Here is an 18,913-nt window from a genome sequence, read left to right on the forward strand (position 1 = left end):
TCGAGTCCCTCCAGGAGGTGAGGTCATGTCACGGCTGCATTGCGCGCGGGCGAGCATCGCCGAGATCGCGGCGCATTTCGGGATCGATTCCTTGCCCTCGATCACGGTGCCCGAGGAGACAGTCGAAGGGCTGCCGGGGCTGGTTGTCTTCGAGAAGAGCGGCCGGCGCCTCTTGCGGTCCATGACATGGGGTTTTCTGCGCCTGACCAAGGATATGCGCGCGCGCGGCGAAGAAGCGGGGCGTATCGGCCTTGTCGCAGATCTCACCAACCCAATGTGGGAGGAGATGGTGGTCGATCCGCGCTATCGCTGCCTTATCGTGCTCACCCATTTTGCCAATCCCGATGGCGTGCCCGGTGCCAGGACCAGGACCTGGTTTTCGGTGAAGCGCCAGCCGATCATCGCCTGGGCCGGCTTCTGCCGAAACCTGCTGAGCGAGGGGCCGGTCTATGCCGGCATGACGATGGAGGCCAATGCCGCGATCCCGCCGACCAATGACCGAATGCCGGTGCTGCTCGACCCCCATGACTATGACGCCTGGCTGCGTGGCGGTATCCAGGATGTGATCCGGTTTCAGTTCCGGCCACCTTTTGCAGCCGAGCGAATGAACGTGCAGCGAACCGAGGATAGCTGGCGCAGCAAGGCACCGCCGCCCGGAACGCAGGCGCAGGCGCTTCTGCTGTAGTCGGGGCGAGAAGTTTGCCGGCTATCCTGCCAGACAGGCGGCTTTCCCGTCTCTCGCGCCATGATAGGATGAAGCTGGAATCACCAGCTGCTCCAGCGGCTTCGTTCGAACAGGAGGTCAGCCATCTGCAATCTCTACACCGAGCGTCTGAGCGCTGCCGAGGTGGCCGCCCATTTCGGCGTCGCCAACCCGGTCATGTCCAATGCCGGTGACGAGGTCTATCCCGGCACGCCGGGCCTCGTGATCCGGGAGGAAGCCGGGCAGCGCATCATGCAGTCGATGACCTGGGGCTTCCCGTTGCGCCTCAAGGGCATGGCCCCGACGGCAAAGCCCAAGCCTGTCAACAATATTGCCGATCTCGCCAAGCCGATGTGGAAAGGCCTGGCGGCCAAGCCGCAATGGCGCTGCCTCATCCCGCTGACGGCCTTTGCGGAAGCGGAAGGCGTGAAGGGCGCCAAGACGCGGACCTGGTTCAATGTGAAGGGACAGCCGATCTTTGCATGGGCGGGGCTCTGGCGCGTGAGCGATGAATGGGGGCCTGTCTATTCGGGCGTAATGACCGATTGCAACGAAGCCATCCGGCCTGTGCATGATCGCATGCCGGTGCTTCTCATGCCGGAAGATTATGAGCGGTGGCTTCACGGCTCATTTGATGACGCGGTGTCATTTCAGGACCGCTGCTTTCCCGATGCGTTGATCGAGATGACGCGCACCAGCGAGCTCTGGGTGAAGAAGAAGGCGGTGGCCGAGGCTCCGTCACTCCTATGACCCGGGAGATGGAACGTTGGGCCGCGGCTCTCGCCGTTGATCGCCAATATGGCACCGGAGCAGCGGAGTTCATCGCAGGGCGCGTGAAAGCCCTTGCCATTGCGGGGGATGAGGCTGGCGTGCTGCGCTGGCTTGCGATCGCAGACTGCCTTGACGCTCTTGCCGCTGGCGGCACCATCCAGTGACATGATTGGCCGCATTTGGGGCCAGCCGCCGAACCGGTATCAACTGCCGCCAATGGCTCCGGCACGAAGAATCGTCGACGATATGGGCCGTGTGCGATCAGCGTCCTACGCCAGCGCCTGTCTTTCTTCGCCACAGCTTCATGATCGCAGACATCTGTTGAAACCCGCCATTTTCTGCGTCTCTTAATCATCCCATCGGCGGTCCGGCATCGCCATCAGATGGGAAAAAGCATGTCTGAGACCGCGACAATAGCTGTCAGAAAGCCCCAGCGCAGCGCGCGCATGCTGCAGACCGCCTTGGGGCCTCATATCGGGCGGTGGCTCCAGGATCCGGCCGTCATCGAGGTCATGCTCAATCCGGACGGTCACCTCTGGGTAGATCGGCTGGGCGAGGGCATGTCCGACAGCGCCATCAGGCTGGCACAAGAGGATGCAGAACGCATCATTCGCCTCATTGCCCATCATGTCGGCGTGGACGCACATTCAGGATCGCCGCGCGTGTCGGCAGAACTGCCGATAACGGGAGAGCGGTTCGAGGGGCTGCTCCCACCGATTGTCAGGGCGCCGACCTTCGCCATTCGCAAGCCAGCGACCGCGATCTTCACGATCGACGACTATGTCGCAGCGCAGGTGATCACGCATGAACAGGCGGCAGTGCTGCGGCGTGCTGTTGCCGACCGTGCCAATATCATCATTGCGGGCGGCACTGGGTCGGGCAAGACGACGCTGGCCAATGCCCTTCTCGCCGAAATCGCCAAGTCGCCGCATCGGGTCGTCCTCATCGAGGATATGCGTGAGCTGCAATGTGCCTCGCCCAATCTGGTCGCCATGCGGACGAGGGATGGCATAGCATCGCTGCAGGATCTGGTGCGCTCGGCCTTGCGTCTGCGCCCTGACCGCATCCCCATTGGCGAAGTACGCGGGGCAGAGGCGCTCGATCTGCTCAAGGCCTGGGGAACCGGCCATCCCGGCGGCATCGCGACGCTTCATGCCGGTTCCGCCCTCGGCGCGCTCCGCCGGCTCGAACAGCTGATCCAGGAAGCGGTCGCCACGGTGCCCAGCGCACTCATCGCAGAAACCGTCAATCTCATCGCGGTCCTTGATCGCAATGCCCAGGGCCGACGCCTCACCGAACTGGCCTGGGTGACAGGCCTTGATTCCGCGACCGGCAATTATCGCCTGATTTCTCATGCTTCCAGCTCAGGAGAAGATTCATGACCCATCCCCTCAATCGCTACGCTTCGCGGATGCGTGCCATGCCCGCCGCAGCCTGCATCGCCTTGATGCTGATAGCGGCGCCAGCAAATGCCAGCGGCTCGTCCATGCCATGGGAAGCACCGCTCCAGTCGATCCTTCAGTCGATCGAGGGGCCGGTTGCCAAGATCATCGCGGTCATCGTGATCATCGTCACGGGGCTCAGCCTCGCCTTTGGCGACACATCGGGTGGCTTCAGGCGGCTGATCCAGATCGTCTTCGGCCTCTCCATCGCCTTCGCAGCATCGAGCTTCTTCCTGTCCTTCTTCAGTTTCGGCGGTGGGGCGCTCATCTGATGCAGGACCATGACACCACGCCCGGCTTCCATGCGCCTGTCTATCGGGCGCTGGGCGAACCGATATTGCTGGGCGGGGCGCCGCGCTCGCTGGCGATCGTCAATGGTACGCTGGCAGGTGCGGTCGGACTTGGTCTTCGGCTCTGGATATTGGGCATCGCCCTGTGGGCCATCGCCCATTTTCTCGCCGTCTGGGCCACGCGCAACGACGCACAGTTCGTGGAGGTGGCCCGCCGCCATCTCAAATATCCCGGATGGATGCAGCCATGATGTCATTGCGGGAATATCGATCGACGTCGGCCTGCCTGGCAGACTTCCTGCCCTGGGCGGTGCTGGCGGCACCGGGCATCGTCCTCAACAAGGATGGGTCGTTCCAGCGTACGGCCAGGTTCCGCGGCCCGGATCTCGACAGCTCGACGCCCGCAGAACTTGTTGCCGTCGCGGCGCGCATCAACAATGCGCTGCGACGCCTGGGATCAGGCTGGGCGCTGTTCGTGGAAGCGCAGCGTCTGCCCGCGCAAGCCTATCCCCAAGGCCTGTTCTGCGACCGGGCATCGGCTCTAGTGGACATGGAGCGCCGCGCGCAGTTTCGCGAGGCCGGCGTCCATTTCGAGAGCTTCTATTATCTGACCCTGCTCTGGCTGCCACCGGCCGAGGAAATCTCGAGGGCGGAATCCTGGCTTTACGAAGGGCAAGTGAAAGGCGCACTCGACCCACTGACCCACCTGCGAAATTTTGCCGACCGGACAGATCGGCTGATCCATCTGCTCGACGGCTTCATGCCTGAAGCCCGATGGCTGAAAGATGGCGAGACGCTGACTTTCCTCCACAGCTGCATTTCGACCCGGCACCAGCGGGTTCGCGTTCCCGAAACACCGGCCTATATCGATGCGCTTCTTGCCGATGAGGGCCTGTCCGGCGGTTTCGAGCCGCGCCTTGGCGAGCATCATCTGCGCACCCTCACCATCACCGGGTTTCCGACGTCGACCTTCCCCGGTCTCCTGGACGAGCTTAACGCGCAGGCCTTTGCCTATCGCTGGTCGACCAGAGCGATCATGCTCGACAAGAATGATGCGACCAGATTGCTGACCCGAATCCGGCGGCAATGGTTTGCCAAGCGCAAGTCTCTTGCCGCAATCCTCAAGGAGGTGATGACGAACGAGCAGTCTGTCCTGCTCGACAGCGACGCTGCGAACAAGGCCGCTGATGCAGACATGGCGCTCCAGGCGCTGGGCGCCGATCATGCTGGCATAGCCTATGTAACGGCGAGCGTAACGGTATGGGACCGTGATCCGACCGAGGCATCGCACAAGCTGCGGCTTGTGGAAAAGGTGATCCAGGGGCGTGACTTCACTTGTTCGATCGAGCGCGTCAATGCCGTCGAGGCATGGCTGGGTGGCCTGCCTGGCCAGGTTTACGCCAATGTCCGCAGGCCTCCCATAACCACGCTCAACCTTGCGCACCTCATTCCGCTGTCCGCGGTGTGGGCAGGCGCCGCGCGCGACGAACATCTCGATGGTCCGGCGCTTCTCTATGGCAAGACCGAGGGATCCACACCCTTTCGCCTCTCCCTTCATGTCGGCGATGTCGGTCACACCCTCGTCATCGGCCCTACCGGCGCAGGTAAATCGGTACTGCTCGCCATGATGGCCATGCAGTTCCGTCGCTATGCCGGTAGCCAGATATTCGCCTTCGATTTTGGCGGGTCGATCCGCGCCGCCATCTTAGCAATGGGCGGAGACTGGTGCGATCTAGGGGGCCAAATTGATGCAGGTCAGGAAGCCAGCCCAAGGATTGCGCTTCAGCCACTGGCTCGGATCGACCAGCCGGCTGAACGAAGCTGGGCTGCGCAATGGATTGCTGCTCTTCTTGGAACGGAAGGCATTGCGCTCGATCCGGCCGACAAGGATCATCTCTGGACGGCGCTCAATTCGCTGGCATCGGCCCCTATCGCCGAGCGCACGCTGTCGGGTCTGGCAGCGCTCCTTCAGACCCAGCGCCTCAAACAAGCATTGATCCCCTATTGCGAGGGAGGCTCCTGGGGCAATTATCTCGATGGAGAAAGCGAAAATCTGGGATCGGCATCGGTCCAGGCTTTCGAGATCGAAGGTCTGGTCGGCTCCTCTGCCGCAGCGCCCGTGCTGGCCTATCTTTTCCACAGGATCGAATCGCATCTCGATGGTCGTCCGACCCTCATCCTGATCGATGAAGGCTGGCTGGTGCTCGATCATCCGCAATTTGCCGAGCAACTGCGCGAATGGCTCAAGACCTTGCGCAAGAAGAATGCGAGCGTGGTGTTTGCCACCCAGAGTCTTTCGGACATTGATGGCTCCGCGATTGCGCCGGCCATTATCGAGAGCTGCCCAACCCGTATCTTCCTGCCCAATGAGCGCGCCCTAGAGCCGCAGATCACGCAGATATATTCTCGCTTCGGCCTCAATGATCGCCAGATCGAGATATTGAGCAGGGCGACGCCCAAGCGCGACTATTATTGCCAGTCCCGGCGCGGCAATCGCCTGTTCGAGCTCGGTCTGGGTGAGGTCGCACTCGCCTTCACCGCCGTCTCTTCCAAGCAGGATCATCGCTCGATCAGCGACATCCTCGATCTGGTCGGACGGGAGCAGTTTGCCTCCAGATGGCTGACAAAAAGGGGCCTGGACTGGGCGGCAGACCTTCTCGCGCACATCGATATTGCGCCACCGGTGGATCCTGATCCGCAGATCCCTCCCCATGACGAGGAGCCTCCGCAATGAAGAAGCGCTTTGTCCTGATCGCTCTGATGGCGCCGATGGCAATCATGATCCCGCCGGCTGCGCATGCTCTGGTGGTCTATGATCCGACCAACTATGCCTCCAACGTCCTGCAGGCGTCCCGGGCACTTCAGCAGATCAACAATCAGATTCAGCAGATTCAGAACCAGGCCACATCGCTTCTTAATGAGGCAAGGAATCTGACGAGCCTTCCGCTTTCGACATTGTCGACACTCCAGGCACAAATAGGCCAGACCCGTCGCCTGCTCGCGAGTGCGCAGCGCATCGCTTATGATGTGCAGGACGTCCAGAATGTCTTTGCGACCCGCTACTCGGGCGCCGCGCTGCGCGGCGATGCTGCCCAGATGGTCGCGAATGCCGACGCTCGCTGGCACGATAGCGTCGACGCGTTGCAGGATGCCATGCGCGTACAGGCCGGCGTGGTCGGCAATCTTGATGGCGCGCAGTCGAGCATGGAGCGCTTGATGGTGGCGAGCCAATCAGCAACCGGTGCCTTGCAGGTCGCGCAAGCAGGAAACCAGATGTTGGCGCTCCAGGCTCAGCAGCTTGCCGATCTGACGGCAATATCTGCGGCACAAGGCCGGGCTCAGGCGCTGGCGGCCGCGCAGCAGGCGGCGGTCGAAGCGGAGTCGCGCGAGCGTTTCCGTCGGTTCCGAGGCAATTGACATGCGGCGGCCGGGCATCGCCATATTATGCTGCGCTGCCGCGGGAATGATCGTTGCGCTGACAATGGTCATGGCGCGCGACCGAGCGGCCGAAACATCAGCCACGGTCCGTCCACAGGAGGCCAATGCTCCTGCCGCGCCGATCCCGCCCCAGTGCCGCACGGTCGCGCAGCCGGACGCAGCATGCCTGGCGATCTGGGAAGAGAGGCGACGCCGCTTCTTTGCGTCGGATCGCCCGCGATGACCGACACAGGCGTCATCGACGAGTTCCTCCTCGTCTTCACCACCTATATCGACAGCGGTTTCGGCTTGCTGGGTGGTGAGGTCGGCTTCCTCTCCTCCAGTCTCATCGCCATCGATGTGACGCTTGCCGCCCTCTTCTGGGCGTGGGGCGCCGACGAGGATATCCTCCAGCGCCTTGTCCGCAAGACGCTCTATATCGGCCTGTTCGCCTTCATCATCGGCAATTTCTCAACGCTTGCGACGATCCTGTTCCAGAGTTTTGCGGGATTAGGGCTCAAGGCTTCGGGAAGCGGACTTGCGATCGGCGATTTTCTGAAACCCGGTACGGTCGCCGCCACTGGCCTCGATGCTGGCGCGCCGCTGCTCGATGCGACGGCCGACCTGTTGGGTCCGGTCGGTCTCTTCACCAACTTCGTCCAGATCATGATCCTGCTCCTTGCCTGGCTGATCGTCGTGCTCGCCTTCTTCATCCTCGCGATCCAGATTTTCGTGACGATCGTGGAGTTCAAGCTGGTGACGCTCGCGGGCTTTGTCCTGCTCCCCTTCGCCTTCTTTGGTCGAACTGCTTTCATGGCCGAGCGCGTGCTTGCGCATGTGATCTCGTCCGGGATCAAACTGCTTGTCCTTGCGGTGATAACCGGGATCGGAACGAGCTTGTTCGCACGCTTTACGACCGCTGGCATCCCCGCCGAACCGGACCTTGCACAGGTGATGTCGATAGCCCTTGCTGCATTGACGCTCCTGGGGCTGGGCATTTTCGGTCCCGGCATAGCCAATGGGATCGTCTCGGGCGGTCCGCAGCTTGGCGCCGGGAGCGCAGCGGGTACGGCGGTCGCAGCGGCGGCGACCCTGGCAGCTGGCGGCGCGGGTGGAAGGCTGGCAGCCGGCGCCATCGGAAGCGCGGCAGGCAGCGCGGCAGCGAGCGGCGCCCGGATCGCTGGCGCCGCAACGCGGGCCTATTCAGCCGGCGCCAGCGGGAAATCCGGCGCGTCCGCGGTGGGCGGTGGTCTGGCAGAGGTTGCAAAGAGCGCTGCGGCATCGCTGACCTCGCCGCTGCGCAACAGCGCCGCCGGCCTCAAGGACGGTTTTGCCCAAGGACGTTCAGGCGCCACAGGACAGCCTTCAGGCGCGATCGCCCAGGAGGGCGCCGGCCATGTGCCGCATTGGGCCACGGCTATGAAGCGGCGCCAGATGATCAGCCACGGCGCCACAGTCGCCAGCCAGACGCTCAAAAGCGGCGACAGCCATGGTGGCGGCGCCGGCCCGGATATCAGCGAAAGGAACTGACATCATGTTCCAGCGAACATCGGTCCATTATGGAAAGTCGCCCGAAGCAGTGACCCCATATCAGCGGGCCGCTCAGGTCTGGGATGACCGGATTGGTTCGTCACGCGTGCAGGCGCGCAACTGGCGCCTGGCTTTCTTCGCCAGCCTCGCTCTCTCGACGACGATGAGCATCGGGCTGCTGTGGCAAATGGCGCGCGGAACCGTGACGCCCTGGATCGTCGAGGTCGACAAGCTTGGCCAAGCGCAGGCGGTGGCACCCGCAACGCGCGACTATCGCCCGACGGATCCCCAGATCGCCTTTCATCTTGCCCGCTTTGTCGAGCAGGTCAGAAGCCTGCCGACGGATCCCATCATCCTGCGTCAGAACTGGCTGCGCGCCTATGACTTCACGACCGACAGGGGGGCGGCAGCACTGAGCGAATATGTGCGGCGCGATGATCCTTTCACCAAGGTCGGGCGAATTCAGGTGGCAGTCGACATATCGAGCGTCATCCGCGCCTCGGACGACAGCTTCAGGATCGCCTGGGTCGAACGACGCTATGAGCAGGGCATATTGAGCGACACCAGCCGATGGTCGGCAATCCTGACCGTGGCGCTCCAGCCTCCTCAATCCGAGGACATCCTCACCAGAAACCCGCTCGGAATCTTCGTCGATGCCCTCAACTGGTCAAAGGAGTTCGGACAGTGACAAACCCTCGCCCCTCCCTGGTTGCCGGCAGTGCCGTCCCCTTGCTGGTCGCGTTCATGGTCGCGCCTCTGTCGATTGCGCCTGCATATGCGCAGGACAGCGGAGAAATGGCAGCGGCAAAGCACTCCTCCAACAACGCCACAATCAAAGTCGTGCCACTTCCGGTTCCCATGCCGCTGCCGGGGCAGCTCAAGCCTGTGCCGCATGCGGTCCGGGCGCTGCCGGCTGCGCCCCAGCGGGATGTGAAATCAGCCAACGCAGCGGCTCGTATCCAGCCCAGTCAGGGCGATTATGTGAATGCTATGCAGCGCTATGCGTTTGCAGATGGCGCGCTCTATCAGGTCTATGCTGCGCCCGGGCAAGTTACCGACATCATGCTACAGGAAGGCGAGGAGCTTGTAGGCGCCGGTCCGATCGCCGCCGGCGACACTGTACGCTGGATCATCGGGGACACCGTAAGCGGGAGTGGTTCTTCGCTGCGCGTTCATGTGCTGGTGAAGCCGACGAGAGGCGATATCGCCACCAACCTCATCATCAACACGAACAGACGCACCTACCATCTCGAACTGAAGGGGACGCCATCGACCTACATGGCATCGGTGTCCTGGACTTATCCACAGGATGCGCTGTTCGCATTGAAAGCTGCAGCGGCGCAGGAAAGCCGCAATGCGCCGGTCGCGACGGGCTTGGATCTGGCATCCCTGAACTTCCGTTACCAGATAAACGGGGATCTGCCTGCCTGGCGCCCGCTGCGTGCGTTTGACGATGGCCGTCAGGTCTTGATCGAGTTTCCCTCGGACATCGCGACCGGCGAAATGCCACCGCTTTTTGTCACGGGTGCATCAGGATCGGCCGAGCTCGTTAATTACCGCGTGCAGGGGCACTTCATGATCGTCGATCGCCTTTTCAGCGCAGCGGAACTGAGGCTTGGGGACAAGAAAACCAGCAAGCTGGTGCGCATCGAACGGATCGACCCGAAGCCAGTTCATCGGGCAAGCCGATAATGAGCAGCGCAGAAAATAGCAGCAAGCCGGCCGATAAGGTCGAGGACCAAGTCGGGATCGATAACGACGACATCCCGCCCGCCAATGTATCAAAAGGCAAAAATTCTGAGGCGGTTGCGTTGCGGGCGGCCTCGCCGCCGGCCATGCGTCTGTCCCGGAAAGCGATCGGGCTTCTGGCGGCCGTCAGTTGCATCTGCATTGCCGGAACATTGATCTATGCCCTGCGGCCAAAGACGATCGAGCGCGTCGAAAACATACCGGTCTCGCACGGCCGCATCAAAGCCGAAACCATTGCCTCAGCACCCGACGACTATTCCAAAATTCCCAAATTGGGGACGCCATTGACCGACGTCCCGGGACAGCCGCTGCTTGAAGCGGAACAACAGCCAAGTCTGACGAACCCCGGCCGCTCGCCACCCAGCGATGAGCGCCTGACGGCGCGCCAGCAAGAGCGAGAGCGCCAGAGGAGCATGCGTGAGGCCGCGCTATCGAGCAGATTGTTTCTTGCCTCAGCGCCGACGGTTGCAAGGGCGAAGGAACCGGACGGGGTGCTGCCAGCGGAGGCCAGAGCGCCCCGGGATCCGAGGGCAGAAGCTGAAAGCCAGCCCCTCCAGTCCCGAACCACCGATACGAATAGGCGCACGTTTCTGGCGCCGGTCGCTATCGCCGAGGCAAGCACACAGCGCGTTGCGAACTCGGCATCGCCCTATGTCGTGCAGGCGGGCAATGTCATCCCCGCTGCGCTGATCACAGGCATCCGATCCGATCTTCCCGGCCTTATCACCGCGCAGGTGACGGAAAATGTTTATGATAGCCCGTCGGGCCAGATCCTGCTCATCCCGCAAGGGTCTCGGCTGATCGGCGAATATGATAGTGCGACCGCAGCGGGACAGCAGAGGATATTGATCGCCTGGGACCGCCTGATTTTTCCCGACAGCCGTTCGATTCTGCTCGACCGGCTTCAGGGCGCCGATCAGTCCGGCAGGTCGGGCCTGCAGGATGGTGTGGACAATCATTGGGCCGGCTTGCTCGGCGCAGCATTCATCTCGACCCTGTTGAACATGGGGACCGAGGTTATGGCCGACGATGACGGAAGTCTCGTGCGAGCGCTGCGATATGGCACGCAGGACAGCATCAGTCAGGCAGGCCGACAGATCATCGGGCGGCAACTGACGATTCCTCCGACACTCACCATCAGACCTGGCCATCCTCTGCGCGTGATGGTGAAGCGAGACATCATATTGGAACCATGGGAAGGGCAGAAGTGATGGTCAAACTCAAGCTAGGACCGATCGAGGATGATAAGCCAGTCAAAATCTCGGTCGAACTTTCCGCTGCGGTACATCGGGATCTGACGGCTTATGCGCGCATCCACGCTAGCGACACAGGACTGACCCATCCCATGGCAATTGAGCGGTTGATCGGCCCGATGCTGGAGCGTTTCATGGCCAGTGATCGGGGTTTCAGAAGAGGATGATGCCCAAACGGCCTTCGACAAACTTCTGCGTGATAAAATAATCCCAAGAAATGAGTCTGGTGCAGCAGGTTACTGTCCAGCAATCAGACTCTCACTTTGTCCCTGCCGCAACCGATGATGGGAGGTGTGAGCATCAGGATGCGCCATTTGCACTGTCTCCAAGCAGTGACCTGAGCCTTTCGACCGGTTGGCCAGGCTTCATAACAAGCGGCAAGTGAGGATGCCGCGCTTGCAGTTCTGGAGGAAGTCCGGCAGCGCTGTACACTAGGAACGGTATTGCGCTTTCTATCAGCAAAAGTGCTAGAGGCGTCACATCGCGATCCCGGAGATTTGCGTCAACGATGGCAGCGTCAATCTTGGCCTGGGTAAGGAAATTGACGGCTTCACTGACGGCTGAAAACGGCCCGGCAACTGTACCGCCTACGGCTTCTACATTTTCGCAAAGCGCCATTGCAATAAGCGGATCATCCTCGACGATCAGCACGCAGAATCCTGATAGCATATGTTCTCCCTTGCAGCGGGAGCACAATGTCTCTCAGTCGGTGATGCGCCGAACATGTCACCGATAGGCTGTAAGCGGATTGATATGGATTAAGTTCCGAAATTCATTTTATATTTCAGCGACTAATTGTGGTGCCCCTATATTGTTGGTCGAGACGCATTGGCTATTTCCCGCCAAATCGCAGTCTCCAAGGCTACACCGTGCGGTATAGCCTTCCTTGCCATGCCTCCAAAAGGCAGGCATGGTTCGGTGTCACCGCGTAATCGACGCCACTTCGGTTTACGGCGCGCTTGATCCAGAACGCGACAGGAATTCCATGAACTATAGCGGAACGCGCATTGCGCGGTCGTCGCCCCCTGCCTCCAATGACGCCTGGAATGGCAGAGGCGCATCCCCAGAAAGGAAAGGAGTACAGGAAAACGGGGCAGGATCGGACAAAAGCCTCCCGATAATTACGGTCGATATTGCCGATATTCCGGGCGGTGGCCAGCTTCACCTCCTCCAGTGTGGGACAGAGTTCTCGATCCAGTTCGGCGATGATGAGTTGATGGGCAGCCGGGATCATGAATCCGAAAAGGCTCTCGCAAGGCTGACCCAAGAGCGTCTTGCTCAGCGCGATGGCAATATTTTGATTGGCGGCCTCGGCATGGGCTTCACGCTCGCGGCTGCGCTCGACGCCTGGTCACAAAGCGCGACCATCACGGTTGCCGAGCTCGTGCCCAAAATCATAAGCTGGGCTAACGGACCTCTGATGCACTTGTTCGGTACCAATCTGACAGATCCGCGAGTCAGAATTCAATTGGCCGACGTGTTTGATGTCATTACCCATGAGAAGGATCGCTTCGATGCCATTCTGCTCGACGTCGATAATGGTCCAGACGGTTTCATCAGAAAAAGCAACGACAGGCTTTATTCGACCGACGGCTTGGAAATGGCCTATGCGGCACTGAAACCGGGCGGCCTACTGTCGATATGGTCAGCCTACAGCGATGACGCATTTGCCGAAAGGCTGGAGCAGGCCGGATTCTGTCTGGATGAGATTTTGCTGCCAGCCTTTAGCGGCAGCGCCGAACGCTGGCACAATATCTGGTTCGCCGCCAAGGCCGGGGCCTGACAGTCCGTACCAGCTTTGCAAGCATGAGACCAAGCCTGCCAGGCTTCCATTCGCGACAGCGCGCGACCGGGCTTGGCAGGCATCGTCGTTCTCAGGTCAGTAAACCGGAGACTCACATTTGAGTTGTCGTGATGGCACTTGGCCGGGTTAGTTCAGAATTGCCACTGCTGTAGAGGCGTTGAAGCCTCTTCGCGTTGCAACACGGAAATGATCTTCGCATAGGCACGAGCCAAATCCTCGTGCCTTGCTCTGATCGCAGGATTCTCCGCAAGCTCAGCATGCTTTAACTCGGCCAATCTCCGGCGGTTAAGATAGTCGAACCGACCCATGGCCATATTCATCGTGCTGACGGCGGATGGTGACGGGCCACATGCGATCGGGAGCGTGTGACAGATCCTTCGATCAGCTTACCCTTCATCAAAGCGCGAAGCGCATCGGCATCCCGTGGGTCAAGCAGAACGATCCGCACGCCACCGGAGTCAAGCGCCTCGAGAACCGAAATCCTGAAGCCGTTTTTTTGACACACCAGCCGCACGGAGTCGGCTGACTCCATGATGTTTATGGCCCTGCTCATATCCGACCATCCCGCTGGTCATTCAAAGCGAAAGGGGCTGAACCATCGGGACGCTCTGATCGATAGGGGTGCACATGTTCTCGAATGCGCTGCGCATAACGGTTGGCCAAACGCTGATGCGCATGGGATGCAGCGCGGCAATGCGCGCTTTGGGCACGCAGCAACTCTTCCTGCTCGCGCTTGAGCAAATAATTTAGATCTTCCACAGATGGGCTCCCTCAGCTGGCAAGCGGGAGCACGTTGGTCTCTCTGTCACGGCGAATGCTTGCAGCAAATTTCGCGCAATAATTGTGTTTATCAAATAATATTCTCAAAGTCCATGATTTAATTTATAAATCACATGAAAAACCTTAAGAATTATTGGATCGACATAGCAACGATATTTTATAAAATATAATGCATGATATTTGAGATCAAATATGTAGAACGCTCTTAATTATTTTAAAAATAATCATATTATACCATATTCACTTTGATATCTATTTAACATCATAAGACGTTTTATAGATTTTCATAATTCACCGATCTTCAGATCGTCCCCATCATCCAATATGCTGCTCCTCCACTCTGTTCGAGAATTCGGCATAATTGGTTGGCAACCAAGAAATGCGCTCGCTCACCTGGCGCTGACAGCAAATGCAGCGCCCGCTCATGACCATGGATGGCCTGGCGGGCTGCCTTCCCCTGCCCATCCACGCCTGTTTTGACGCCGGCCCAATGGAACTGCCTTCATACCCATCGCCTTGACAGTGGAGATGACGGTGCTGGACTGCATCCCAAGCTTGTTGGCTTATGGTCGGGTTCCGCATATTCATCAGCGCGACCTTGCGCTGTTCGTGACCCAACCCTTGGCCATCGGGCAACGATGCGCGGATGCTTAAGCGCAAAAGCATCAATGATAAATCTGACAATATCTATCAGAGTTCTTCGAGAATTCGCTTTACCGCCTCAAGCCCCGAAGAGCTTTTTACCGCGATGTCTAGTGGTCGGCCGCCGAGGCCGGGCTCTTCGCCGTTCAGAAATGCGATGGCGGCCTGAGAGCCCAATCGGGCTATGGCAAGTTCAAGAATATGCCCTTGGCGCTCGATCTGATCCGAAGATAGATATGGACCGTCGAACCGTCTTCCAGCCCGCTTAATCAAGATGCTCATCCTTTTTTCGCATCTTGTCCAGCGCTTGTCTTTTGCGGTCGATCTGGACCAGCAAAGCGCGATCAGACATGATCTGCCATGCAGCTTTTGACCGCAGGCAGCGCTCTTTCACATTCGCCAGATTGGTTTCCTGCGCCTCTTTGTCACATTGTGCGACGCGGGCCAGGTAGAAGTCGATCGTGGCGGGCATGTCGATCTCCTGCGAGTTGGATGTCGTTGCGACGGACGTCAATCGATCATTTCAGCGACAGCCCTGCGCAATTCGCGCACGGGCAGAGTGCCCAAAGGGACGTTTTGGTAAAATGAACGCGGCGTTTTGCCAGTCGCGGGCGATAATTTGGCATGAGCCATATTCGAACGGATACTGAGATTCATGATATTCCTGAAACACGCATCTTGGCGTGTGATGTAATGAAAAAGTCTCGCTCAACGACGTCTTTCGCCGGCACATAAGGCAAAAGAAAAAAAGCCGGAGCATTAGGCCGCTGTCACTTGGCCGGGGGCAATTGCCCATATTTAGGGCAATTATGTGATACTTAACCGCTATCCGATGTTTAAGCAAAGACAAGACGGCAAGCCAGCGCGACGCAATGCCGCGCTGGCAGTGTAAAATAGAAACTCGACTTCGTAATTTACGCGGCTTCCAGGTTCACGGCCGACTGCTTGCCCCGTCGATCTGCTTCGACTTCGTAGCTCAGACGCTGATCCTTATGGAGCGTTATCATTCCCGCACGCTCTACGGCAGAAATATGGACAAAACTGTCCGGACCGCCGTCCTCGGGGGCGAGGAAGCCGTACCCCTTGTCAGAATTAAAGAATTTTACGGTGCCGATAGGCATGGGCGTTCCCTTCACGAAAACAGAGAATCCACCCGCGGAATTGCAGGTGAAGCTGATAGCGCAAGTAAGGAAACGACACCCAAATAGGATGCAAATTTCGTCGCAGGCGACGTTAAGCACTATTGAAAATATATTATATTTTGGAAATGTCAAACGAACAATTTAATATTGGTTGAAATAAGGAATTTCCGATATAAATTTCACTGCTATCGGGCAATAATGATTATTATAATTATCGCTACGGACGTTTCCAGTTATATTTCAGGCACTATGGATGTGTCTCCAAAATGGTTCTGAAGAAACCGCATTCCCCACTGAATCTGTTGCCGCTCTCATTCTTGAGCATGGCGAATATGGGACTTTATCGAAGATTTGCTGCAATTTCGCATGTCCGTTTGACGACACGGCAGAGCAGTCGACGAGCGTCGGAATGGGTGCATGGCAGCGAAGGGATAATCCCCTTGGGTTGCGAGGAGAATGCAGGTCTGCCGCTTTGATCGAGACCTCAGACAAATATGCAATCACTGGCCGCGAAGGGCCAGATAGGTATCAAAGTGGGGGCAATTTATCTTGTGCAACAAGATATGTCGCAACAGTCTCCTTCTTCCACAAAGTCAATTGTGGATGGTGACCGGGCGACTGGCCCGCATGTCCAGGCTGAAAGGCTAAAGGGGTCAGTGCCTGTGCCCAACGCACGCCCTCACTGCTCGGTCACTATTAGCGCATCCCCGTGGCATCGGGATAATTGTTCATAGATTATAATGTAATTATAAAATGGATGGTGAATTGTTTCCGTGAAATCTTTCGAATTGCGACATGGAGTCGCTGATTTGAAGGAGAATGACCATGGAACGTGATGCACATTCGCAGGATATCGTCGATTTGGGAGATGCAGTCGAACTCACCCGCGGCGTTCTGCTGATCGGCCAGGATGATGGCAACGGCACGCTGTACAAGGCTTCCGGCATTTCCGACGAAGACTGAAGGTCGAAAGGGCGCGCCGCTCATTCAAAGCGGCGCGCCCTTTTGATTTGCGGAAGGAAACGGCAATGCGACAGATAGGACGAGATTTACATGCCTGCCTGATCGGACAGACGCCCGTAATTCTCAATATTGCGAGCGGGCGATATCAGCTTGTCCGCGGACCAACCAGAGACCATCTGACCGCCCTCCTCGCAATGAAGCCAAGCGTTGAGGACATTGCGGCCTTGGTCCGAGCAGGACTGCTCGATCCAGCCACGATGGACGCAGAATGCGCAGCGGCACCCGTAGCTCCGACATGCAGTCATCTGGATCTGATCAAGTTCAGGCATGGTTGGCTGTTGGCACCAGTGGCACTTGTTGCATTGTCCATTGCTGTGATTCAGGTCCGTCGCGACGCGCTGCGGACCATCTTGGATCGCGTCGAGGAGGGGGCAGGAAAGCCGCGGTTGACACTGCCAATCTTCAGCGAAGCCATGGTCGCCGCTGCATTTCAGCTCGTGCGGCAGTTTCTGCCGCTCGATAATCACTGCCTTGCGCGCAGCATCGCCATTTCGCGGATGTTGCGACGCTTCGGACACCAGGCGACCCTGGTGATTGGCATACAGTTGCCGATCGCGGCGCATTGTTGGGTTCAGTGCGAAGACAGGCTGATGGCCGACAGAGTCGATCGGATCGCTGCTTTCGAACCCATCCTGGCGAGATGAGTGCGTCGCGCTATCTGGCTTATGTCCGCTGCGCGACTGCCGGATCTGAAGGTGCAGCGACAGACCAGATGTCAAAGGTGCCGCTCGCGGTGCCTATCAGTCTTTGGACGTCCGACCCTGTCGTGATGATCGGCACGCAGGGCGCGATAATCGGGCATCTCTTTACGAAGGCACTACCCAGTCGGCGGATCAAAGAGCTCGACGCGGCCGAGACCAATGCGGCCATCATAACCCATGGGCAAAGTCTGATACGCGATTATTGGGGTAGTTATGTCGCCATCTTCCAGATTGCTGGCGGCGACATCGTCATAATCCGCGATCCCTCCGGTGGTCTGCCGGCTTTTTGGAGAGAGATTGACGAGGGCATCGTAATTGCGCCTCAGGTAGGCACATCTCCCTTCGCGGCATCAGATGGAATATCTGTCGACCTGGACGCGCTGCTTGTCCACATGTGGCATCCGTTCCACGCTGGCGAACAAACATGCCTCTGCGGAGTGCGGGAAATTGTGCCGGGCGGGCGGCTACACATCGGGCCGTCAAAGCAGCGCTCGGACCTTCTCTGGCAACCTTGGGACTATATAGCCGGTCGTGCGCGCCTTGGCCCTGCCTCGATCGAACATCTGCGCGCCACCGTTCTTGACGCGATCAAAACTTGGGCTGGTGAGTTCGCCTCGATCTCGTCGGGCATGTCGGGTGGACTGGATTCTTCGATCGTCTGCGCAGGACTCGCCGGGGCAACTTCTTCGCCTCGGGGCTTCCACATGAGATGGACCGACCGCGAGGGTGATGAGACGTCCTATGCGCAGCTTGTTGCTCAAGCGCTCGACATGCCGCTCGACATCTTTCCTTATGACCTGGGTGCCATTGATGTTGAGCAGCCCATTGTCGCACATGCTGCGCGTCCGCTGATGGCCCATTATGCCCAAAGCACTGCCAAGGCCCAGGCCATGGTTGCAGCACAACATAATATTGCGGCGTTCTTCACGGGCCATGGCGGGGATAATGTCTTTGGAATGACACATTCGATTGTGCCGATCTTCGATCGCTATCTGGACGCAGCGGGCGCCAAGGCTGTTATCGCCTCGATGCAGGATGTTTCGAGATTGCACGACGCTTCCTATGCCACCATTCTGGTTCATATCTTGCGGCATCTCGCACGTGGTCCGCGCAAAGCAGCGCAAGGCACTCCTGGCTTTCTCAACATCGAAAGATTGAATGCGGCGAAGGAGAGGATCGCTATCCATCCTTGGCTGACACCGCCCGAGGGCCTCGCACCCGGCGCAGCCGCGCACATTCGCGCATTATCCCGAGCTGTAGGCTATGAAGGCTTCCATGACCGGCGCGTCCAGCCACCGACAATCGCGCCGTTATTGGCCCAGTCGGTCATGGAGGTCTGCCTGGGCATACCCAGCTGGCAATGGGTGGAAGGCGGGATCGATCGCTCCATGGCGCGCCGCGCCTTTTCCTCCGATCTGCCGCCTGCCATTACCGCCCGCCGGACCAAAGGCGGGCCGGCGGGCTTTCTCGACCGATATTATTGGGACAATGAGCGCAAGATATTGTCCTTCCTCAAGTCCGGCTTCCTCGCTGAGCATGACCTCATATGCGCTGTGCCCCCGCCGGATGCGCCGTCCGGCAGACCGGCCTATGACCGAACGCATGCCCGCCGCCTGCTTGGTCTTGCCGGGGTGGAAAGCTGGGCTCGCCAGTGGGCCGGCTAGCT

Annotated in this window: 23 protein-coding genes; 18 read left to right on the forward strand and 5 right to left on the reverse strand. The window is 59.0% G+C overall.

The window, feature by feature from the left end; all coding sequences use genetic code 11:
• Positions 1-25: 25 nt before the first annotated feature.
• The 14 genes from U0025_RS21820 (at position 26) to U0025_RS21880 (ending at position 11,322) form a co-directional block, all read left to right on the forward strand.
• Positions 26-685 carry an SOS response-associated peptidase family protein gene (locus U0025_RS21820; protein WP_004209686.1) on the forward strand — a complete coding sequence of 220 codons (660 nt, stop codon included), beginning with the start codon at positions 26-28 and terminating at the stop codon, positions 683-685.
• Positions 686-808: 123 nt separating this feature from the next.
• The gene (locus U0025_RS21825) at positions 809-1,453 is read left to right on the forward strand and encodes an SOS response-associated peptidase (protein WP_080604484.1); all 645 of its coding nucleotides are present in this window, start codon (positions 809-811) and stop codon (positions 1,451-1,453) included.
• A gap of 8 nt (positions 1,454-1,461) precedes the next feature.
• Positions 1,462-1,638: a DUF6961 family protein gene (locus U0025_RS21830; RefSeq protein WP_170978466.1), complete on the forward strand. Its 177-nt coding sequence runs from the start codon at positions 1,462-1,464 to the stop codon at positions 1,636-1,638.
• A 231-nt stretch (positions 1,639-1,869) separates the two neighbouring features.
• The gene (gene trbB, locus U0025_RS21835; RefSeq protein ID WP_004209691.1) at positions 1,870-2,856 is read left to right on the forward strand and encodes a P-type conjugative transfer ATPase TrbB; all 987 of its coding nucleotides are present in this window, start codon (positions 1,870-1,872) and stop codon (positions 2,854-2,856) included.
• Positions 2,853-3,188, forward strand: coding sequence for a TrbC/VirB2 family type IV secretion system protein (locus tag U0025_RS21840; RefSeq protein ID WP_004209692.1), 336 nt, complete (start codon positions 2,853-2,855; stop codon positions 3,186-3,188). Before trbB ends, U0025_RS21840 begins: the two co-directional genes overlap by 4 nt.
• The gene (locus U0025_RS21845; protein WP_004209694.1) at positions 3,188-3,457 is read left to right on the forward strand and encodes a VirB3 family type IV secretion system protein; all 270 of its coding nucleotides are present in this window, start codon (positions 3,188-3,190) and stop codon (positions 3,455-3,457) included. The genes U0025_RS21840 and U0025_RS21845 overlap by 1 nt, the downstream gene beginning before the upstream one ends.
• Complete coding sequence (gene trbE / locus U0025_RS21850; RefSeq protein ID WP_004209696.1) at positions 3,454-5,940, forward strand: conjugal transfer protein TrbE; 2,487 nt, start codon at positions 3,454-3,456, stop codon at positions 5,938-5,940. Before U0025_RS21845 ends, trbE begins: the two co-directional genes overlap by 4 nt.
• Complete coding sequence (trbJ, locus tag U0025_RS21855) at positions 5,937-6,623, forward strand: P-type conjugative transfer protein TrbJ (RefSeq protein WP_004209697.1); 687 nt, start codon at positions 5,937-5,939, stop codon at positions 6,621-6,623. The genes trbE and trbJ overlap by 4 nt, the downstream gene beginning before the upstream one ends.
• 70 nt (positions 6,624-6,693) lie before the next feature.
• Positions 6,694-6,867: a putative entry exclusion protein TrbK-alt gene (gene trbK-alt, locus U0025_RS26145; protein WP_159078555.1), complete on the forward strand. Its 174-nt coding sequence runs from the start codon at positions 6,694-6,696 to the stop codon at positions 6,865-6,867.
• Entirely contained in the window at positions 6,864-8,153 is a 1,290-nt protein-coding gene (gene trbL, locus U0025_RS21860; RefSeq protein WP_004209698.1) for a P-type conjugative transfer protein TrbL, read from the forward strand. The genes trbK-alt and trbL overlap by 4 nt, the downstream gene beginning before the upstream one ends.
• 4 nt (positions 8,154-8,157) lie before the next feature.
• The gene (trbF, locus tag U0025_RS21865; RefSeq protein ID WP_004209700.1) at positions 8,158-8,841 is read left to right on the forward strand and encodes a conjugal transfer protein TrbF; all 684 of its coding nucleotides are present in this window, start codon (positions 8,158-8,160) and stop codon (positions 8,839-8,841) included.
• Positions 8,838-9,845: a P-type conjugative transfer protein TrbG gene (gene trbG / locus U0025_RS21870; protein WP_004209701.1), complete on the forward strand. Its 1,008-nt coding sequence runs from the start codon at positions 8,838-8,840 to the stop codon at positions 9,843-9,845. The genes trbF and trbG overlap by 4 nt, the downstream gene beginning before the upstream one ends.
• Positions 9,845-11,113, forward strand: coding sequence for a TraB/TrbI/VirB10 family type IV secretion system protein (locus U0025_RS21875; protein WP_004209703.1), 1,269 nt, complete (start codon positions 9,845-9,847; stop codon positions 11,111-11,113). The genes trbG and U0025_RS21875 overlap by 1 nt, the downstream gene beginning before the upstream one ends.
• Positions 11,113-11,322 (forward strand): DUF2274 domain-containing protein, encoded by a 210-nt coding sequence (locus tag U0025_RS21880; RefSeq protein ID WP_004209704.1) that lies wholly within the window; start codon positions 11,113-11,115, stop codon positions 11,320-11,322. The genes U0025_RS21875 and U0025_RS21880 overlap by 1 nt, the downstream gene beginning before the upstream one ends.
• A gap of 133 nt (positions 11,323-11,455) precedes the next feature.
• On the opposite strand, the gene U0025_RS21885 is transcribed toward U0025_RS21880, so the two are convergent.
• Positions 11,456-11,806 carry a response regulator gene (locus U0025_RS21885; protein WP_080604549.1) on the reverse strand — a complete coding sequence of 117 codons (351 nt, stop codon included), beginning with the start codon at positions 11,804-11,806 and terminating at the stop codon, positions 11,456-11,458.
• 334 nt (positions 11,807-12,140) lie between these two features.
• Here U0025_RS21885 and U0025_RS21890 point away from each other — a divergent pair, with 334 nt between their 5' ends.
• On the forward strand, positions 12,141-12,938 hold the full coding sequence (locus U0025_RS21890) for a spermine/spermidine synthase domain-containing protein (protein WP_004209706.1): 798 nt from the start codon (positions 12,141-12,143) through the stop codon (positions 12,936-12,938).
• Between the two features lie 152 nt (positions 12,939-13,090).
• On the opposite strand, the gene U0025_RS21895 is transcribed toward U0025_RS21890, so the two are convergent.
• The 4 genes from U0025_RS21895 to U0025_RS21910 all read right to left on the reverse strand — a co-directional run bounded on the left by U0025_RS21895 (position 13,091) and on the right by U0025_RS21910 (position 15,502).
• Complete coding sequence (locus tag U0025_RS21895; protein WP_234415664.1) at positions 13,091-13,267, reverse strand: hypothetical protein; 177 nt, start codon at positions 13,265-13,267, stop codon at positions 13,091-13,093.
• A 1,162-nt stretch (positions 13,268-14,429) separates the two neighbouring features.
• On the reverse strand, positions 14,430-14,663 hold the full coding sequence (locus tag U0025_RS21900; RefSeq protein ID WP_080604487.1) for a hypothetical protein: 234 nt from the start codon (positions 14,661-14,663) through the stop codon (positions 14,430-14,432).
• A complete protein-coding gene (locus U0025_RS21905) occupies positions 14,647-14,853 on the reverse strand; it encodes a hypothetical protein (protein WP_004209707.1) in 207 nt (68 codons plus the stop codon). The genes U0025_RS21900 and U0025_RS21905 overlap by 17 nt, the downstream gene beginning before the upstream one ends.
• A gap of 442 nt (positions 14,854-15,295) precedes the next feature.
• Positions 15,296-15,502: a cold-shock protein gene (locus tag U0025_RS21910; protein ID WP_004209708.1), complete on the reverse strand. Its 207-nt coding sequence runs from the start codon at positions 15,500-15,502 to the stop codon at positions 15,296-15,298.
• A gap of 846 nt (positions 15,503-16,348) precedes the next feature.
• On the opposite strand from U0025_RS21910, the gene U0025_RS21915 reads away from it, so the two are divergent.
• From U0025_RS21915 to U0025_RS21925, 3 genes are all read left to right on the forward strand, one after another.
• Positions 16,349-16,486: a benenodin family lasso peptide gene (locus U0025_RS21915; RefSeq protein ID WP_004209709.1), complete on the forward strand. Its 138-nt coding sequence runs from the start codon at positions 16,349-16,351 to the stop codon at positions 16,484-16,486.
• Positions 16,487-16,551: 65 nt separating this feature from the next.
• Positions 16,552-17,190 carry a lasso peptide biosynthesis B2 protein gene (locus U0025_RS21920; RefSeq protein ID WP_004209710.1) on the forward strand — a complete coding sequence of 213 codons (639 nt, stop codon included), beginning with the start codon at positions 16,552-16,554 and terminating at the stop codon, positions 17,188-17,190.
• Positions 17,187-18,911, forward strand: a complete 1,725-nt coding sequence (locus U0025_RS21925; RefSeq protein WP_004209711.1) for an asparagine synthase-related protein — start codon at positions 17,187-17,189, stop codon at positions 18,909-18,911. Before U0025_RS21920 ends, U0025_RS21925 begins: the two co-directional genes overlap by 4 nt.
• Positions 18,912-18,913 lie beyond the last annotated feature (2 nt).

It is taken from the genome of Sphingobium yanoikuyae (genome assembly GCF_034424525.1).
Classification (GTDB): Bacteria; Pseudomonadota; Alphaproteobacteria; order Sphingomonadales; family Sphingomonadaceae; genus Sphingobium; species Sphingobium yanoikuyae.

Bases quoted from the DNA above. Each gene is read 5' to 3' on its own strand.
- U0025_RS21820 (WP_004209686.1), top strand. From the start codon at position 26: ATGTCACGGCTGCATTGCGCGCGGGCGAGCATCGCCGAGATCGCGGCG.
- U0025_RS21830 (WP_170978466.1), top strand. From the start codon at position 1,462: ATGGAACGTTGGGCCGCGGCTCTCGCCGTTGATCGCCAATATGGCACC.
- trbB (WP_004209691.1), top strand. From the start codon at position 1,870: ATGTCTGAGACCGCGACAATAGCTGTCAGAAAGCCCCAGCGCAGCGCG.
- U0025_RS21840 (WP_004209692.1), top strand. From the start codon at position 2,853: ATGACCCATCCCCTCAATCGCTACGCTTCGCGGATGCGTGCCATGCCC.
- U0025_RS21845 (WP_004209694.1), top strand. From the start codon at position 3,188: ATGCAGGACCATGACACCACGCCCGGCTTCCATGCGCCTGTCTATCGG.
- trbE (WP_004209696.1), top strand. From the start codon at position 3,454: ATGATGTCATTGCGGGAATATCGATCGACGTCGGCCTGCCTGGCAGAC.
- trbJ (WP_004209697.1), top strand. From the start codon at position 5,937: ATGAAGAAGCGCTTTGTCCTGATCGCTCTGATGGCGCCGATGGCAATC.
- trbK-alt (WP_159078555.1), top strand. From the start codon at position 6,694: ATGGCGCGCGACCGAGCGGCCGAAACATCAGCCACGGTCCGTCCACAG.
- trbL (WP_004209698.1), top strand. From the start codon at position 6,864: ATGACCGACACAGGCGTCATCGACGAGTTCCTCCTCGTCTTCACCACC.
- trbF (WP_004209700.1), top strand. From the start codon at position 8,158: ATGTTCCAGCGAACATCGGTCCATTATGGAAAGTCGCCCGAAGCAGTG.
- U0025_RS21875 (WP_004209703.1), top strand. From the start codon at position 9,845: ATGAGCAGCGCAGAAAATAGCAGCAAGCCGGCCGATAAGGTCGAGGAC.
- U0025_RS21880 (WP_004209704.1), top strand. From the start codon at position 11,113: ATGGTCAAACTCAAGCTAGGACCGATCGAGGATGATAAGCCAGTCAAA.
- U0025_RS21890 (WP_004209706.1), top strand. From the start codon at position 12,141: ATGAACTATAGCGGAACGCGCATTGCGCGGTCGTCGCCCCCTGCCTCC.
- U0025_RS21895 (WP_234415664.1), bottom strand. From the start codon at position 13,267: ATGGGTCGGTTCGACTATCTTAACCGCCGGAGATTGGCCGAGTTAAAG.
- U0025_RS21900 (WP_080604487.1), bottom strand. From the start codon at position 14,663: ATGAGCATCTTGATTAAGCGGGCTGGAAGACGGTTCGACGGTCCATAT.
- U0025_RS21905 (WP_004209707.1), bottom strand. From the start codon at position 14,853: ATGCCCGCCACGATCGACTTCTACCTGGCCCGCGTCGCACAATGTGAC.
- U0025_RS21910 (WP_004209708.1), bottom strand. From the start codon at position 15,502: ATGCCTATCGGCACCGTAAAATTCTTTAATTCTGACAAGGGGTACGGC.
- U0025_RS21915 (WP_004209709.1), top strand. From the start codon at position 16,349: ATGGAACGTGATGCACATTCGCAGGATATCGTCGATTTGGGAGATGCA.
- U0025_RS21920 (WP_004209710.1), top strand. From the start codon at position 16,552: ATGCGACAGATAGGACGAGATTTACATGCCTGCCTGATCGGACAGACG.
- U0025_RS21925 (WP_004209711.1), top strand. From the start codon at position 17,187: ATGAGTGCGTCGCGCTATCTGGCTTATGTCCGCTGCGCGACTGCCGGA.